At 24.5% G+C, this 15697-nt stretch carries 21 protein-coding genes; 3 read left to right on the top strand and 18 right to left on the bottom strand.

Features of this window, described 5'->3' with window-relative positions; genetic code table 11:
• Window positions 1-339: 339 nt before the first annotated feature.
• The 4 genes from NSA50_RS02000 to NSA50_RS01985 form a co-directional block, all read right to left on the bottom strand.
• Complete coding sequence (locus tag NSA50_RS02000; RefSeq protein WP_195431032.1) at window positions 340-1170, bottom strand: nucleotidyltransferase domain-containing protein; 831 nt, start codon at window positions 1168-1170, stop codon at window positions 340-342.
• A gap of 386 nt (window positions 1171-1556) precedes the next feature.
• A complete protein-coding gene (locus NSA50_RS01995; protein ID WP_195431029.1) occupies window positions 1557-2003 on the bottom strand; it encodes a hypothetical protein in 447 nt (148 codons plus the stop codon).
• 238 nt (window positions 2004-2241) lie between these two features.
• The gene (locus NSA50_RS01990) at window positions 2242-2583 is read right to left on the bottom strand and encodes a hypothetical protein (protein WP_257442526.1); all 342 of its coding nucleotides are present in this window, start codon (window positions 2581-2583) and stop codon (window positions 2242-2244) included.
• Window positions 2584-2846: 263 nt separating this feature from the next.
• Window positions 2847-3320 (bottom strand): hypothetical protein, encoded by a 474-nt coding sequence (locus NSA50_RS01985; protein ID WP_257442524.1) that lies wholly within the window; start codon window positions 3318-3320, stop codon window positions 2847-2849.
• Window positions 3321-3508: 188 nt separating this feature from the next.
• On the opposite strand from NSA50_RS01985, the gene NSA50_RS01980 reads away from it, so the two are divergent.
• Entirely contained in the window at window positions 3509-3805 is a 297-nt protein-coding gene (locus tag NSA50_RS01980; RefSeq protein WP_257442522.1) for a YciI family protein, read from the top strand.
• A 133-nt stretch (window positions 3806-3938) separates the two neighbouring features.
• Here NSA50_RS01980 and NSA50_RS01975 read toward each other — a convergent pair whose 3' ends face one another.
• The 9 genes from NSA50_RS01975 to NSA50_RS01935 form a co-directional block, all read right to left on the bottom strand.
• Window positions 3939-4370, bottom strand: coding sequence for a hypothetical protein (locus tag NSA50_RS01975; RefSeq protein ID WP_257442520.1), 432 nt, complete (start codon window positions 4368-4370; stop codon window positions 3939-3941).
• Between the two features lie 344 nt (window positions 4371-4714).
• Window positions 4715-5083 carry a hypothetical protein gene (locus NSA50_RS01970; protein ID WP_257442518.1) on the bottom strand — a complete coding sequence of 123 codons (369 nt, stop codon included), beginning with the start codon at window positions 5081-5083 and terminating at the stop codon, window positions 4715-4717.
• Between the two features lie 225 nt (window positions 5084-5308).
• Window positions 5309-6064 (bottom strand): polysaccharide deacetylase family protein, encoded by a 756-nt coding sequence (locus NSA50_RS01965; protein WP_195266851.1) that lies wholly within the window; start codon window positions 6062-6064, stop codon window positions 5309-5311.
• A gap of 274 nt (window positions 6065-6338) precedes the next feature.
• Complete coding sequence (locus NSA50_RS01960) at window positions 6339-6926, bottom strand: hypothetical protein (protein ID WP_195431011.1); 588 nt, start codon at window positions 6924-6926, stop codon at window positions 6339-6341.
• Between the two features lie 387 nt (window positions 6927-7313).
• Entirely contained in the window at window positions 7314-7505 is a 192-nt protein-coding gene (locus tag NSA50_RS01955) for a hypothetical protein (protein ID WP_257442514.1), read from the bottom strand.
• Window positions 7506-7526: 21 nt separating this feature from the next.
• Window positions 7527-7991, bottom strand: coding sequence for a pyridoxamine 5'-phosphate oxidase family protein (locus tag NSA50_RS01950; RefSeq protein ID WP_257442512.1), 465 nt, complete (start codon window positions 7989-7991; stop codon window positions 7527-7529).
• Window positions 7992-8061: 70 nt separating this feature from the next.
• The gene (locus NSA50_RS01945; protein ID WP_257442510.1) at window positions 8062-8412 is read right to left on the bottom strand and encodes a DUF6483 family protein; all 351 of its coding nucleotides are present in this window, start codon (window positions 8410-8412) and stop codon (window positions 8062-8064) included.
• 29 nt (window positions 8413-8441) lie between these two features.
• Window positions 8442-9260: a class I SAM-dependent methyltransferase gene (locus tag NSA50_RS01940; RefSeq protein WP_257442508.1), complete on the bottom strand. Its 819-nt coding sequence runs from the start codon at window positions 9258-9260 to the stop codon at window positions 8442-8444.
• Between the two features lie 234 nt (window positions 9261-9494).
• Window positions 9495-10109, bottom strand: coding sequence for an NUDIX hydrolase N-terminal domain-containing protein (locus NSA50_RS01935; protein WP_195431005.1), 615 nt, complete (start codon window positions 10107-10109; stop codon window positions 9495-9497).
• A gap of 110 nt (window positions 10110-10219) precedes the next feature.
• Here NSA50_RS01935 and NSA50_RS01930 point away from each other — a divergent pair, with 110 nt between their 5' ends.
• Entirely contained in the window at window positions 10220-10984 is a 765-nt protein-coding gene (locus tag NSA50_RS01930) for a stage II sporulation protein P (RefSeq protein ID WP_257442506.1), read from the top strand.
• 90 nt (window positions 10985-11074) lie between these two features.
• On the opposite strand, the gene NSA50_RS01925 is transcribed toward NSA50_RS01930, so the two are convergent.
• From NSA50_RS01925 to NSA50_RS01910, 4 genes are all read right to left on the bottom strand, one after another.
• Window positions 11075-11401 carry a hypothetical protein gene (locus tag NSA50_RS01925; RefSeq protein ID WP_195431002.1) on the bottom strand — a complete coding sequence of 109 codons (327 nt, stop codon included), beginning with the start codon at window positions 11399-11401 and terminating at the stop codon, window positions 11075-11077.
• Window positions 11402-11423: 22 nt separating this feature from the next.
• Complete coding sequence (locus NSA50_RS01920) at window positions 11424-11807, bottom strand: VOC family protein (RefSeq protein WP_195431000.1); 384 nt, start codon at window positions 11805-11807, stop codon at window positions 11424-11426.
• 66 nt (window positions 11808-11873) lie between these two features.
• Window positions 11874-12467, bottom strand: coding sequence for a GNAT family N-acetyltransferase (locus tag NSA50_RS01915; protein ID WP_257442500.1), 594 nt, complete (start codon window positions 12465-12467; stop codon window positions 11874-11876).
• A gap of 25 nt (window positions 12468-12492) precedes the next feature.
• Window positions 12493-12654 (bottom strand): hypothetical protein, encoded by a 162-nt coding sequence (locus NSA50_RS01910; protein WP_195266842.1) that lies wholly within the window; start codon window positions 12652-12654, stop codon window positions 12493-12495.
• An 893-nt stretch (window positions 12655-13547) separates the two neighbouring features.
• Here NSA50_RS01910 and NSA50_RS01905 point away from each other — a divergent pair.
• Window positions 13548-14306: a hypothetical protein gene (locus NSA50_RS01905; RefSeq protein WP_257442497.1), complete on the top strand. Its 759-nt coding sequence runs from the start codon at window positions 13548-13550 to the stop codon at window positions 14304-14306.
• 359 nt (window positions 14307-14665) lie between these two features.
• Here the strand turns inward: NSA50_RS01905 and NSA50_RS01900 are convergent, their stop codons facing one another.
• Window positions 14666-15418 (bottom strand): 5'-methylthioadenosine/adenosylhomocysteine nucleosidase, encoded by a 753-nt coding sequence (locus tag NSA50_RS01900; protein ID WP_374940955.1) that lies wholly within the window; start codon window positions 15416-15418, stop codon window positions 14666-14668.
• Between the last annotated feature and the right edge of the window lie 279 nt (window positions 15419-15697).

The raw sequence follows: 15697 nt of genomic DNA, 5'->3' as shown, positions 1-15697 counted from the left end.
TCACCTTTCTCCATTCATAATATATTTTTTATTCATTGTATAGCCATCATTAAAAGCACTACGAATACTGATAATCTATCATAACCATATAGAACTATTAGTTAATTATAGCATATTTATCCAAATAAGATTATTCAATTTGTTCTAAAAAATTTATTAATTACTTTGTATAAATTCAAGTTGATTTTATATTTGAATTTATAATTAAAAAATACCGTATATTCTTTTTTCCAATAATACGGCATTTCGATTTAATTCCAAAGAAGAAATTATCTTTAATACGCTTCTTCTAATCTAAACTTACTTTTCATTTATTTATAATTTATATTCTATAACTATCTAACATAAATCTTTTGTTTCATTAACAAGATCTTCAAGTATCTCTAATCCTCTTCTTGTATTATTCTCATTAGAAGAAAGTAAAGTAATAACCTCATCTATTCTTTTCTTATAATCTACTGGTTTAATTTTAAAAGTATCTATCATTTTTACAGCTTTTTTCTCATTGATACAATATTCATTATTTAAAGCAAACAAAACTTGATTTAATGAAGAAATACTTCTAAAACAATGTCCACAAACATATGAAATATCATCCTTATCTATATTTGATTTAGTAAACATCAAAGAAAAAGATGCTTCAAACATATAGCAACCAATTATTGCATTCTTTAAATTTTCTGGATATGGTATAGTTTTTGCTTTTAGTTCTGATATTTTGTTTTTAGGATCATCTAATACTTTGCAAATTGCTACTTCTCCCATATACATAGCATTTAAATAGGCATGTGGATGTCCTGTCTGATAATTTGATGAAATCTTTCCATTTAAACAATCATTAATTACTTTAGATACACGATTTATATCACGAAATATGAAATCTACATGGTATCCTTGAATTATTAACCATCCTCCAGCATTTACCCATGGTCCCCACTCTCCTAATGAACTAACTAAATTTTTTCTATGTTCATCATCTAGTTTTGTAGCAATTTTATCAATTTCATTTACATTAAATCTCTCTGATTCATCATAGTATATTCCAATATCAATATCAGAATCTTGGTGATTTGTACCTCTTGCCCTTGAACCTCCTAGAACTACCCCTACAACACCAGGAATATTTTTTAGCTCGGTAGTTATGTTATTTAGAATTTTTTCGATAACCATATAATTATTTCCTTCCTTATATATGCACATTTAATTATCAAATTAACGAATTTCTATTATTGATTATGATTCATACAATCATTGGTTAATTATAGTATTATTCAGTTTTAAAAACAAATTTAATTAATTTATTTGAACTAAATTCAAGTTACTCTTATATTTTTACTACATTTATCACAAACCCATTTAGCATTAAATGTTTTCCAGCTAAGCAAAAACCACGAAATCATAATATAGAATATTAAACATAAAACTTCTAAAAAGAAATTTTTTATATGAATTAAAACAGACATAATAAATAATGTTATAAAATAAATATACAATCTTATAGAATTACTCATATCCCCCCTTAGCTTTCTATTTTTTTAATGATTCTAAAAAATATTTTAAAATCCACCAGCAATTATACCAAATCTAAAAATCATAAATGTCATAATTAATATATTAATTACATACCCAATTATTAAAGCTATCCATTTTTTATAATTCATTTTTCCTTCTATACTCCTATATGTAAAAAATCCAATTATAATTATTATTCCAAGCAATATTAAAATATAAAACATATCAAATTTAAAACTCTCTGATGTTATAACATTTAAGAATTCTAAACTTGTAGCTCTATAAATACTATTTATCATGTTATATGTCATATCTGCTATTGGCACAACAATCCCTTGAGTAATAAAAATCATAATAATAATTTTCCATATCTGTTTTTTCTCAATAAAAAATGATAATGCAATTTGAGCAGTCATTGCAATTAAACAATATTTAATATATCCTGAATACATAAAATACCCCAAAAATAACATTGCAAAAACTACTTCCATATGCAAATCCTCCTAAATAGTCTTTACGCTCCTAATTAAAATTCTAATTCACTTATAGTATATTTTGTAAATATCGTATTATTAGATTTTTAAAGAGCAAACTTTCTTAATTAGTTCTTAATTATTATAAATTGCATTATTATATTCAAATTGTACACTAAAAATACCATACACTCTTTTTAATAATACTGTATTTTTCTAATTTATTATTTAGTTTTATCTTCGTAACATATTTTAACTATTCATTTAGCCTTATGCTATTTTTAGTTTTTTTCATTAATATACTAATAATTACGTAATACATAAAGATAACTATTCCAACAATTGAACTAAACCATTTCACATAATCATAATATCCTATAATGCAAAGCAACACAGTTAATACAATTAACGCTCCAAAACCACTTCGTTGTATATATTTTTTCTTACTAACAATTCCCATTCCTACAATACCTAACAATATTGTAATTGGAATATGTATCATCCAAATCATGCCTGCCACCTTTGAATGTATAGCTAATAACAGTAATAATTCAATCCCTAATGGAATAAATGCTAATATTTTTAATAAAGATTTCATATTATTCCTCCTTCCTTCTTTTTTCACTTGACTAGCTTGACTATACTATTACGAGTTAATTACAAAATATTTTGTAATTACCGTACTTTTTCATCATCTACATTATCACTACAACATTTTATATAATCATTACTAAATACAGGATTAAATTCACGAATATTAATAATGATTCGCTTTTTAGGGTTGTAGATAATTCAACTATATTATAAAAATTCTCTTAATAAGTTACTATACATTTCTCTTTTATACTGATAAGATAACAGCTATTCTACTATTACCCTAAATATACTTGATGTATAATTCCCTTCACTCCAATATCCATTAACTTCATAAATATATTCTCCTTTTTTATCTGGTAAGGTTATATTATTTATTGTTTTTGAAGAATCAAATTTTATAGTTTTAGCATTCATAGAATCGCCAACAACCCATGACCTTAAAATTATTTCAGGAGGAGCTGACTTAAAAGTAACTTCAACTTCGCTATTAGGATTTGCAGAAAACCTTGAAACTTCCATTCCAGCATCATATGATGGACCTACTAAATAACTACTTCCTGCTTTTTGTCCTTTTGGTAAACTTCCAGACCATGTATGTTCTCCAATACTTGTAGGAACAGTTTTCCCATTGTATTTTATAGTTACAGATGGACTTTTCATAGGTATATCACTTGTTATTTTTGCATAATCATAGCTAGATATTATCCATACTACAAATATGCAAATAAATAAATTCACTAATAACTTCCTATTTTTTAAATTTAATATGCTTACCTCTTTTTAACTTTTTAATAATTATTAATTAAAATTCTTTTACTAATAAGGAATTTATATAAAAATGTATTTTTAATAAATAATAATTCTTTATTAATTATTAATATGATATAATATACTTAATATATTTTATATAAAGGAGGATAATAAAAATGAAATATTTTATTATTGAAGGTAAATTAAACACTACTGTAGAAATAGATGAAAGTGTTATGAATGCACATATAGCTTATTCTCAAAAAGCAATAGAAAAAGGTGTAACTCTAATAACAGGACTTAAAGAAGATATGAGTGGCGGAGTTTTAATTATGAAAGCAAATTCACTTGAGGAAATAGAAAATTACTTAAATTCTGATCCACTTAAAACTGCTGGTTCTCAAGAATATCGTATTTTAGAATTTACACCTCATTATACTCTTCCTCAAACTAATGAATGGTTTGAAAGATAATTTTCTTATAAATTTAAATAAACAACTGATAATATTAAGATATTAGTACATTTTTAAGGAAACCTAGGGATTTCCTTAAAAATGTTCATGATTTACAAGTATTATTAATTAAATTACTAAACATTTATATTTATTATAAATCATGACTATCCATATCTATATCAAATATATACATATATGATTCGCCATCATCAATATATTTATCTTCTCCATGTCCAAAGTTATATCCTATTAATGTCAAATTCAACACTTTCTCATTTCCGATATTAGATATTTTAAATTTAAAAATTGCATCACCAGAATATAATTTATCTCCTCTTATTTTATATGAAGAAACTCCATCCTTACCATCACTTCTATATTCCTTAATTGATGTTTCTGAAATATCCATATAGTCCTTTGAATTTAGTTTTTCTGCTATATTTATCTCTGAACTTATATTACTACCAGTATATAAATGCCATCTTCCTTGTAACTTTGCTAGAGATAAATAACTTCTAAAAAAGTACACTAACACGCAGCATGTTACTAATAAATAAAGGCTTCTTCTTAAATTCTTTACCATATAACTCCCTCTTTTAAAATTTATTCATCATATAATTTCTCTATCTTATTTATATAATTGCTACCTAATCCATTTAAATACCTATCAATAGGTAACCTCTTCATTCTCTAATACATAATATAAAACTATAAACTTCTTTCAAAAAATCTAAGTTTCTTCTCCAAAAAAGAAATCTATCAATTAAAATTATATATATTTTACATTTTAAGTTAATTATAGCATATTTCGTAAGCACATTGTTGATTGATTTCCATTATAATTCTTAAATATTAATTATATTTTGTTATATATTCTTAGTTTTTCGTCTACTTCTCACTTTAATCAACTAACAAGTAAGATAGAGCTTATCTAGTTTGCTTTGAAATTTCGTTTTCTATGAAATCTTTAGAAATATACATTGATTTTATGATAGGTACGAATCGCCTATATTGAGTAGTTCCTTTGTCATACTTGCTTTGAGCTTTTTCTGTTTTATTTATAATCGAAATCACGGGTGGTAATGCTTTTTCTAAATCAAACAAAGTATATTGATCCTTATTACAATCATCTTCTATCAAAGCCTTTGAAATACATAATCCCTTAATTCTATTGGTTAAAAGAGAATGCTGGGACGTACCTTCTGCAAATTTTAACTGCATCTTCTTACAATTACTGATAGTAGAAGATATGAACTTTAAAGCATCCTCTAATTCCTTTTGTAAATAAATTTCCATATATTACTTCACCTCAAATTCTAACTTATATAATTTTAAGTTAATACTATTATAAATAGATTATAACATAATTTAAAATACCTTTTTTATTCAACAAAAAACAAATCTTCTGAACTGGTTCATAATAATTTGAAATCACTCATTATAGTTTAATTGAACACAAAAAATACCGTATATTTTTTTAGAATAGTACGGTATTCTAATGCTTTACTAATATATTTATAATCATGATATTCTAAAATACATTTCTGGTGTATCTTCATTAATAGTTTTAAATTCATATCCTTGATCTTTATAATAATCTATTATATTAGTGAGTGCCTCGCAAGTATTTTTATTCATATCTGTACAATGCATAAGTAAATTTATAGTTTTCAAATCTTTACTTCCTTTAATTGCATTCCTATATAGTGCATCTTTCGATTGTTTTGGATTTAAACCATCAGAGTTGTCTAGATTCCAATCATAAACTTTAAGATTATTTTCATGTAATCTATTTAAAAGATTTTTATTTAAATGTTTGTAACTACCTCCTGGAAATCTAATTATATTAGGTGAAACACCTACTACCCTATTTATCTCATTTCTACAATCAATCATTTCTTTCATAAATCTATCTTCATTACAATAAATACAATTATATTTATGAGTAAATGTATGTAACCCTATGCTATGTCCTTCATCATTCATTCTTTTTAATACATCTTCCCTATCCTGAATTTGATTACCAATTACGAAAAATGTTGCTTTTACCTCTTTTTCTTCTAATACATCTAAAATTTTGCCTGTAACTGTATAACTAGGTCCATCATCAAAAGTTAGATATATAACCTTCTTTTTATTACTAACATCATTTTCATTTACTTCACTTTCTTCTATTAATGAATTTACAGAGATACTTCTCATATCTATTTTAAACATAAAGCTTAAAATAACTGCACTTACTAAGATAGCTAGAAAAATCTTTACTTTATATCTCATATTCATTTTCTCCTTTTTGATTTATTAATTAGTCTATTATAAGACTCATTATATTTTATAATTTACTCTTTCACACTTTTTATTTATGGTAATTTAAAACATCACTGGCAGTTGTTCATTTTTTAAAGTCTTTCAGATAATCATTTTTATACTAAGTGAATAATCTATGTAGTCCATTTATAACGTGTTTAATTTATAAATAAAAAATACCGTATATTCATTTTTGAATATACGGTATTTGTATAAATACTACTTTTATATAGATTTTTATTAACTAATTATATCCTTTAAATGGCTTTTGCTCTGCATAGTATGGAGATATATTGCCATCTATATTAGTAACTTCTTTTCCCTCTTCTGAAAGACCAATAATATCAAAATCTGAACCCTCAAATTTATCCATATAAACAAGCCATATTCTTGTACCATTTGCATTAATTATTTTTGCTTCATCTTCTATATTTCTTTTTTTCTCAATAATTTTGACTTTACTTATATCAGGGTTCCCAATTAATCCAAAATATATTGGAATTTCAGTCTTTTTTATAGATGGAAAATAATTGTATGATAAACCAAGTTTTTCTGATGTAAATTTTATATCTCCTTGCACACCACTGTAAACTGTTTTGTACCCACTAATTCCTTTACTTACAATCGCAGTATATAATGTATTACCATCAGAAGTATAGCTAAATACTATACTACCTTTATCATTTTTTTCTTCATGAATGATACTTACTTGTTTTGAGCCTAATACATTTATTGCTTCTTCTATTGTTTTTGCACCACTGTTAAACTTAATAAGTAAAAATAAAGAAACAACTATTAATATAAATGTAATCAAAATTACCTTCTTTTTCATAAATCCCCTTTCAAACATCAATCTAGAACCTTATAAAGTAATCATCTTCTTTAACAATATCTTCTGAATCATCCTTAGATGCTCCTATTGAAATTAAATACTTATAAATTAGAGATAAGCCATTTTTCACTAAATCATATACAGCATCCCTAATTTTCCTCTCTCCCCTTACAAGTTATCTTTTATGGTACCATGTATATATAACTTTTTTGCATGGTAAAAGGTGAAAATACAAATTAAAATTTTTATTATTTGTTATTCAATATCGAAGGTATTCTAATTAACTATTGCTAATTGCTGATAATCTTTTTTATGAATATCTCAAACGAGTAACATTATAGCTATAAAATAAATAAATAGTTAATATTAATAAAAAGCTAAAAATAATTATAACTTTTTCTTTGTAGTTATATCTTCTCCATTATCCATAATCTTTCTGTTTATAACACCAGTAAAGAACGGCATAATATAAATAAATACTAATGATCTTTTATTAATTGAGTAGATTAATAGCAATAATGTAAATAAATTTATTACTATTGCTGACATTACTGGATTTTTATATAGTATTTTATTCATAAATTTATCTCCATATAAGAATTATCTTCTTGCCTTTCCAGATATATAATCTATACTAAGCTTTATTACTTTAGTTTTAGCACTAGCGTTTTTGATGTATCCTTTACCCTTTTCAATATAATCTTTTGAGTATTTATTAATTAATTCTAAAAAAGCTTCATTCTTTTCATCTTGAAAAAGTTCTTTTGCTCTTCCAAATATTATTACACTTTCATATTTGGTGCTAAACTTATCTGGTAATAAATCTGTTTGTCCAACTACACAAAATGATACTTTATCATTATTCTTTATATTTTCCAACTTATGTCCTTCTACTGCGCTATGAAAATATATTGCATTATTTGCATAAACATAACTTAATGGAACTCCATATGGATATCCATTTTCATCTACTGTAGATAAAATTCCATATTCGCATTTTTTTAATATATCTATTGCTTCTGAAGTTTCAATTTTTCTATCTTTTCTTCTTATTTCTTTAAACATATTTATTCCTCCATAACCACATTCAATTAATCTATTTATTAACTTATTTAATTTTCCATTTCTATCAATGTCAATTGCTTATATTAAAGATATTATTTAACTCTCTTAATCCTTGGAATATTTCTTCTCTTGAAAAATTTCCTCTCTCTAATTCCTTATCTGTTTCTTTAAATAATAAATCATAAAAATCAATTGCAACATTATAAATATCAAGAGATTTATTTATATTAATTTCTTCAAAAAGAATGTTTTCAGCTTTATTATATTCTTGCCTATATACAAGACCTTTTAAAACTATCCAAAGCATATTAGTAGAATCACAATTATCCAAGTTAATAATTTCTGTACTGTCTTCTTTCTTATGCATAATAGTTTTACCAATATTTTTTGAAAGCTCATTTATCAATTTTTCTATATTCATAATACTCATCCCTATAAATCTAATCTTAATTACTTTCTAGATATAATCATAAAATGAGGACTCATACCCATAATTTCCTCTTCATTTTCTGTTAATCTAATGATATCTAATAGCTTTTCTCTTGATTTTTGCTCTTTCCACTTATCATCTAAGCATGGAGTGAACCAAATTATACCTTCTATTGCATGTTTTTTAATAGTCTCAAATCCCATTGATTCAATTTCTTCTTGTAATTCTATAGGTGTATGAAAATATGCCTGTGCAATAAAATATGGATACTCTTTTGGTCTTATATGAACTCCTGATAATAATTCAGATTTAATCATATTTATATAAATATCATCATCCAAGTAATTATTTTCTTTGCCATAGGTTGATATACCCCAAGTAGTAGAGCTAAATTTTGATATTCCCACAGAAAATAATAAACCATCTTTCTTTAAAATTCTTTTAGCTTCACGTAAAACTCGTAGCCTATCTTCTCTATTTTGAAGATGATATAACGGACCCATAAGTAAAACTATATCTGCACTTTCATCAGGTCTATTTATATGACGCGCATCACTTACTTCTGCCATAAAACTATTTTTTTCATTTTGATTTTCAATAGCATATTTAACTGCTACTGGAGATAACTCTAAAAGATGTACCTCATTTCCCATACTAGCAAGCCAAGAAGAATAAACTCCAATTCCACCACCAATATCATAAATTACATTATTACTTTTTATATATCTTCTTATTATTTCTTTAGATCTATAAAATTCAACTTTTCCAAGTCCTTTTTCTAATCTTCCAATCTCAGCTCCAGCATTATAAAATTCAATAACTTCATCTACATTTTCCATACAACTCCCCCTTTATATTTATTCTTACATTAATCCTTCTTATATTTCATTATGTCAACTTATATATTTAAAATTTATACTTTTATATATTTTTAGTAAACCATGACATAAAAACTAATTTCATAAGCACTCTACATTAATCTGCATATTGATTAATTACTTAAAAATACTATATATTCACTATCCAACATATGATATTTTATAATTTATATATTTCGTTTATGTAAATAGAATCTAGTCAAATAATGTTTTCCAATTTGAACTTCTATATGCTTCAAAGCACATTTTGATTTGCTCTTCGTTATTTTTTTCTGTTGCTAATAATGGTAAGTTATCTAATGAAAAATAATCACTTTTTATTGTTTCAATATTTTCCTTAAATTCTCCATCTATTAAAGAACATAATACAAAAACTTTGCACACTTTATATGCATATACAGGTAAATTATGCTTTTCTCTATCTTGAACAGCAATTATCGTATCTGCTTTAACATTTAAACCTGCCTCTTCCTTGACTTCTTTTATTGTATTTTCCTTTACTGATAGATCTACATCTACCCAACCACCTGGCAATGACCAAGTACCATTGTTTTCTTGAACTAATAAAATTTTATTATCTTTAAATATTGCTGCTCTTGTATCTAATTTAGGAGTTTGATATCCAATTTCATTACAAAACAAGTCCTTTACTTTTTCTAAAGGTATATCTGATTGTAAACTTATCATTTCTGCTGAAATTTCTCGAATTCTTTCAAAACGTTCTATATCAAACTTATCTTTACTATAATAAAGACCTCCTTGTGCAATACTTTGTAATTCAATAGCCCAATCTAATATCTTATTATTCATTTTTATTCCTCAACCTCTTTATAAATTTATATTTGTTAATTATCTTTAAATTCCTTACATAATATAAATATTTATTTAATATATATCTAAAGAAAGGATGTGTATTTTAAGTGAAGAAAATCTATAAAACCATTATAATATCAATAATACTTTTAACTATATGCACAACATTAGGATATGTATATTCATATATAAGAAAAGAAAGTTCTATATCCAAATTAAGTAAACTAGATAATCTAGAAACCACTAAATCCATTGATGAAAATAATGATGCATCAAATGCAACTCTATTAGATACTATTAAAGATGTAACTAGTGATAATTTATCTACGCCTTTTTCATCTGATATAGTTATATATAATAGTCATCCAGACGAAAATTATGAATCTGGTATTAAAGTAACTGATTTAGGCGCTTTAATTAATCATGAACTTAATACTGAAGGCTTAAACAGTAGTTTTATTAGCTCCCAATCAAATATAGAGTATATAAGTTCATATAAAATTTCAAATGAATCTATAACTGAAAATATACCTGGATATGAAAACACAATCCTTTTAAATATTCATAGAAGTAGTAGTGATTCTTTTGAATCTGATTCTAAAATGATTACTTTTGTCCTTGCAAAAGATAATCCACATTTTGAAGAAAATAATAAATTTGCAGAACAACTAGTAAATGAAATTTTAAAATCTGATAAAGTAAAAGCATCAATATATTATTATGATATTACTACTGAATATTTAAGACGTAATCAAGAATTATCTAACAATTCAGTAATAGTGGAAATAGGCACTGATAAATCAAATGATAATTTTATTCAAGAATGTGTAGATGTACTTGTAGGCTCATTAAAAAATATTAAAAATTCTTAATTTAATTATACTTATAGGCTTACTGCTATCTTATATGTAGTAAGCCATTACCCTTTTCAATAATAATTTATTATATATTTCCATAAGGTTCTAGATATATTTTAGCATTTCCTCTACATCACATCCATTTAATGAGTACCACGTAATTCTTTCCCATATATCACCTATATTATTATCTTTAAACACTTTTGCACTAAAAAAATCCTCTAAGCAATCATAATTATAAGCTTGCGATCCATCCTCAACCAATCCATACCAATAAATTTCTTTATTATTATCCTTGTTTGAAGTTTTACCTAACCAACAATCTTGATATTCTATATCATCATCAATACAAAAATTCATTTCAATACACGTATTATTCTCTAATACATTTACATTAAGAATTCTTATTAAATCCGTTAATTTAATTTTCATCAGACTGTCTCCTTTACTAAATTTAAGATTCTTTTATTCCAAAACCTATCCATCTACCATCAATATCCTCAATAACAAATTCTTTATTATGATAATCAGTCTTTGATAATTGACGAACAACTTTAGCTCCTGATTTTTTAAATTCCTCTTGTAAGATTGCTTGATTATCTGTTATAAAATACGCATCATAACCATATCCATATAACTTTCTATTTGGAATCACTTCTTGTCCATTTGACTTTGTTAAAATAATTTCAGTATAATTGCGATACAAGCAAATATGCGGCTCATTTACATCAAGATATTCTTTCACTGTGAATCCTAATACTTCTTTATAATAAGCTGCTGTCCTTTTTATATCAGGCGTTGGGAAAACACAATGTGACATATATAAAATTTCTTTCATGATATCAACTCCTATATGAAAATACTAATCCAAGCTGCTCTATAATAAATATATTCTAAAGTCATTTTATAATATTATCATCTTGCAGCACTTGTCCATAATTTCATTAACTAAATCTTCATCAATATTTTTAATTGATATTAATGGTTTTGGTTCAAAGTAACTATCATTAATACTCTTTTCATACCAAGTAACATCATGCCATTTTCCAAATTTATATCCAGTATTATGATAAACTCCTAGCTTCTTAAATCCAAAATACTCATGTAACTTCTCACTATTCAAATTATTAGAAGTAACTCCTCCATAAAGATTTTTGATATTTTGTAGTTTAGATATTTCAATTAAAGCTGTATAAAAAGCTTTTCCAAGCCCATAACCTATATATTTATTATCAATATAAACAGATAATTCAACATTCCACATATAAGCTGCTCTTTCCTTCTGTCTATATGAATACGCATATCCAATTATTTTTTCATTTAAAGTACAAACTAAATAAGGATAATCTTCGGATATCTTTCTAATACGATCTTTGAATTCATCAACTGTTGGTACTTCATATTCAAAAGTTATTGCTGTATTCTTTATGTATGGTGTATATATTTCTAATATTTCTTCTGCATCATTTTCATTAGCCATTCTTATTTTTATATCCATTATGTCCTCCTAATGATCTAATAATTTATTTTTCCTCCTCACTTTTTTTATCTATTATTTCCTTTATTTGAATATTTAATTTTTTCACTTCATTTTTAAGTCTTTTTTGAATAATCAATACTCTGAATATAAATATTACTAAAACTATTGGTATAACTAGTTCTAGTAAAGTAACTAACCATTTCATACCTATTCCCCCTTAATAGTTTTTCTATTGTAATTTTTAAAATTCAATTTTTTTATCTATTCTTTTTATAAATATATAAATATTACACTTCTTTTGATAATTATACCACAATTTGGAATATATTATGTATTCTATTTATTTTATTTTTATTATCATTTACGAGTATATTTTTTAAGAGTTAATTTTAAGAACTTCATATAGGTTACATCATTAAAACAAATATTATAAATTTAAATAAAGTATCATTTATAATTTAATAAAATATCTGAAACTATACTAAAAGTACTATTACTTAATATTAATCTCAAAGGGGCTCGCGAAACGCGAGGTCCTTTGAGATTTAGATATCTCTCGTGTTAAAGTTAATCTGATATTGTTAGTTCAATTAAAACTATATTTGAATCATTTAAATACATCTCATGTTAATGTTAATCACAATATCAAAATCTGTATTATTAACAAGTTTCTTATTTAAATACATCTCATGTTAATGTTAATCGTTTTAGTTAATCTATCTAATGTCATTTCAACCCTATTTAAATACATCCATGTTAATGTTAATCTACTTTAGCTTTACTATCTGCTAGCAAATTAACATTATTCAAATACATCTAAGGTTAATTTGAATTTAAGTGTTTCTTAAATTATATATTTTAGCAAAATCCATGTAAATACTAGAATTAATAAGACTTTTACCATCCGTATTAAAAGTGAATGAAATTTATTTATATACAATCCTTAATTATAAATATTTAATATTTGTTATTAAACTCTATCTCTATATAAGTTATAACATGTTTTGTAAAACTACATTCTATTAATTCTATATGGAATAAACATAATATTTAATATATAATATATTCGAAGTAAATATTTGTAAGAAGGTGTTGCAAATGAAATTTTCTAAATTAATCGCACTATGTACATTAAGTATATTTTTAATTGGTTGCAATAAAGTTCAACTTAAAAGTAAATCTGACGATAACGATTCAATTATAACTGAAGAAACTAATGAAGAAACTAATAATACTACTTTGAATAACATTATAGAAGATAAAAATAAAATTGAAATTCCTGATAACAGTAAAAATGTTGATAATCCTGAATTAAGAAATTACACCTTTGTAGATAAATACATACAAGGAATAAATTTAATTAAGGAATTTTGTAAAATTAACTCTTTAGATTTGAAGTATGTTGAGCCTATTCAAGATAGAATCGGTAGATTTGATGCAGAGCATGGTGTAAATCTGTTAGAAATTTTATCCTCAAAAGGTTCAGAAACTGTTAATTATTTTACGGAAGATGATGTCTTAAACGTCGATATAAGTATTGACATAACACAAATAGACCCAAACTTAAGAACTCCTGAAAACAATACCTTTTCTCATATAATATATAAAGCTTCAATAGAAAATATAGATGAGCAATTTAATTTTAAGAATTCGAAATTAAATGAATTTAGAAATACTTTAGTTGGAATTAATAATTTAGATTATGAAAAAATAAATAGTTATATAAATGATATGAGTTCTAAGAAAAATAAAGACTATATGGTGTTCTTTAATAAAATTGATGACGATAGATATGAAGTTATTAGAATAGAAAATAATAATTGCTATTATCGGCTTGTTTACGATCCTAATCTTTAGCATTTTCCTTATAATAAAAAGTTTGATTTTGTAACTTTAATATTGTTTATAATAAAAGCTTGATAACTTCCATAATAAGCTATCAAGCTTTTTATTTTATTCAATGTATTTTTACTCTTAATTTTATAATAATTGATTAACTAACTTATCTTTTAATTATATAATAATATTATTACGATTATAGTTATCATAAATAGTATCACTGTGACTACAAATATAAATTTAACATACTTATTTACCGACTTAATTTTAATAGTGTTAATAAACTTTATTAAAAGACATACCATCATTGATATAAAAAATTCTTGCGGATAATACTTTTTATTAATTTTAAGTTCATTTCTCCATTAAGCCATCTTTTATTCTAATAATTCTAATATCTTTTTTACGATATCAACAGAATTTTTAGATGCAATTGAACAATTAGATTCAAAAACATCTACCCCACTTTCATCCTCAGTATCTGTTATTGACCTAATTGCTATAAAAGGAATTTCATTTACATAACAAACATGAGCAATACTTGCTGTTTCCATATCTACACAAAGTGGATTAAATTTTGATATTATTTCACTTCGTCCTTTATTATCTATAAATGCTTCACCAGTTACTATTTTCCCAAATAGTATATTTTGACTATAAGTATTTTCATTCACTATTATCCTACATAACGATAATAACTTTTTATCACTTTCAAAATATATTGTCTTCATCCATGGATGATACTCTGTTAAAATCTCTTCTGCAACATCATGGTATGCTACTTCTGTTGAAATAACTGTATCTCCAATATTTAAGTTTTTATCTATTGCCCCTGCTACTCCCGTTACAATAATATGATTCACTTGAAACTTGTCTATTAAAATTTGAGCTGCAATTGCTGCATTAACTTTACAAACACCACAATATAATACAACAATATCTATATTCTCATATTTACCAATATAAAACTTTAGCATTGCATGTTCTTCTAATTTCTCGGCTGAAAGTTCATCAATAAAAGGTTTTATTTCATCTTCTGAAGGACCTATAATTCCTATTTTCATAAATTCATCTCCAATTTCACCATTTATTTCTGTTATCCTATTAATAATCCATTCTAAAATTAACAATATCTATCGTAAATGTATTTCTACAAATTCTTTTCATGTCCTTTATACATTTTGATAATTTATTAGGATATATTATTAATATATATAGGTTATTACTCTAATAGATAGATTCTTCAGCAATTAATGGACGAATAAAAACTTTCTGAAAAAGGGTATTTTCATAAATTAATTTATCAGCAATAGAAATACTTATTAAAAAGTTAAAAATACAAAAATTATATACCCAATTTTATATAAATTAGATACTTTAAGTGATGTTTTACAATTGATACACTCATA

The sequence above is a fragment of the Clostridium mucosae genome, from assembly GCF_024622765.1.
Taxonomy (GTDB): domain Bacteria; phylum Bacillota; class Clostridia; order Clostridiales; family Clostridiaceae; genus Clostridium.
Note: the sequence above shows the minus strand (reverse complement) of the source record. Positions and strands in the feature narration are given on the sequence as shown.

Bases quoted from the DNA above. Each gene is read 5' to 3' on its own strand.
- NSA50_RS01975 (WP_257442520.1), bottom strand. From the start codon at position 4,370: ATGGTAAAGAATTTAAGAAGAAGCCTTTATTTATTAGTAACATGCTGC.
- NSA50_RS01935 (WP_195431005.1), bottom strand. From the start codon at position 10,109: ATGAATAATAAGATATTAGATTGGGCTATTGAATTACAAAGTATTGCA.
- NSA50_RS01905 (WP_257442497.1), top strand. From the start codon at position 13,548: ATGAAATTTTCTAAATTAATCGCACTATGTACATTAAGTATATTTTTA.
- NSA50_RS01915 (WP_257442500.1), bottom strand. From the start codon at position 12,467: ATGGATATAAAAATAAGAATGGCTAATGAAAATGATGCAGAAGAAATA.
- NSA50_RS01940 (WP_257442508.1), bottom strand. From the start codon at position 9,260: ATGGAAAATGTAGATGAAGTTATTGAATTTTATAATGCTGGAGCTGAG.
- NSA50_RS01950 (WP_257442512.1), bottom strand. From the start codon at position 7,991: ATGTTTAAAGAAATAAGAAGAAAAGATAGAAAAATTGAAACTTCAGAA.
- NSA50_RS01965 (WP_195266851.1), bottom strand. From the start codon at position 6,064: ATGAGATATAAAGTAAAGATTTTTCTAGCTATCTTAGTAAGTGCAGTT.
- NSA50_RS01920 (WP_195431000.1), bottom strand. From the start codon at position 11,807: ATGAAAGAAATTTTATATATGTCACATTGTGTTTTCCCAACGCCTGAT.
- NSA50_RS01980 (WP_257442522.1), top strand. From the start codon at position 3,509: ATGAAATATTTTATTATTGAAGGTAAATTAAACACTACTGTAGAAATA.
- NSA50_RS01955 (WP_257442514.1), bottom strand. From the start codon at position 7,505: ATGAATAAAATACTATATAAAAATCCAGTAATGTCAGCAATAGTAATA.
- NSA50_RS01910 (WP_195266842.1), bottom strand. From the start codon at position 12,654: ATGAAATGGTTAGTTACTTTACTAGAACTAGTTATACCAATAGTTTTA.
- NSA50_RS01995 (WP_195431029.1), bottom strand. From the start codon at position 2,003: ATGGAAGTAGTTTTTGCAATGTTATTTTTGGGGTATTTTATGTATTCA.
- NSA50_RS01970 (WP_257442518.1), bottom strand. From the start codon at position 5,083: ATGGAAATTTATTTACAAAAGGAATTAGAGGATGCTTTAAAGTTCATA.
- NSA50_RS01945 (WP_257442510.1), bottom strand. From the start codon at position 8,412: ATGAATATAGAAAAATTGATAAATGAGCTTTCAAAAAATATTGGTAAA.
- NSA50_RS02000 (WP_195431032.1), bottom strand. From the start codon at position 1,170: ATGGTTATCGAAAAAATTCTAAATAACATAACTACCGAGCTAAAAAAT.
- NSA50_RS01925 (WP_195431002.1), bottom strand. From the start codon at position 11,401: ATGAAAATTAAATTAACGGATTTAATAAGAATTCTTAATGTAAATGTA.
- NSA50_RS01990 (WP_257442526.1), bottom strand. From the start codon at position 2,583: ATGAAATCTTTATTAAAAATATTAGCATTTATTCCATTAGGGATTGAA.
- NSA50_RS01960 (WP_195431011.1), bottom strand. From the start codon at position 6,926: ATGAAAAAGAAGGTAATTTTGATTACATTTATATTAATAGTTGTTTCT.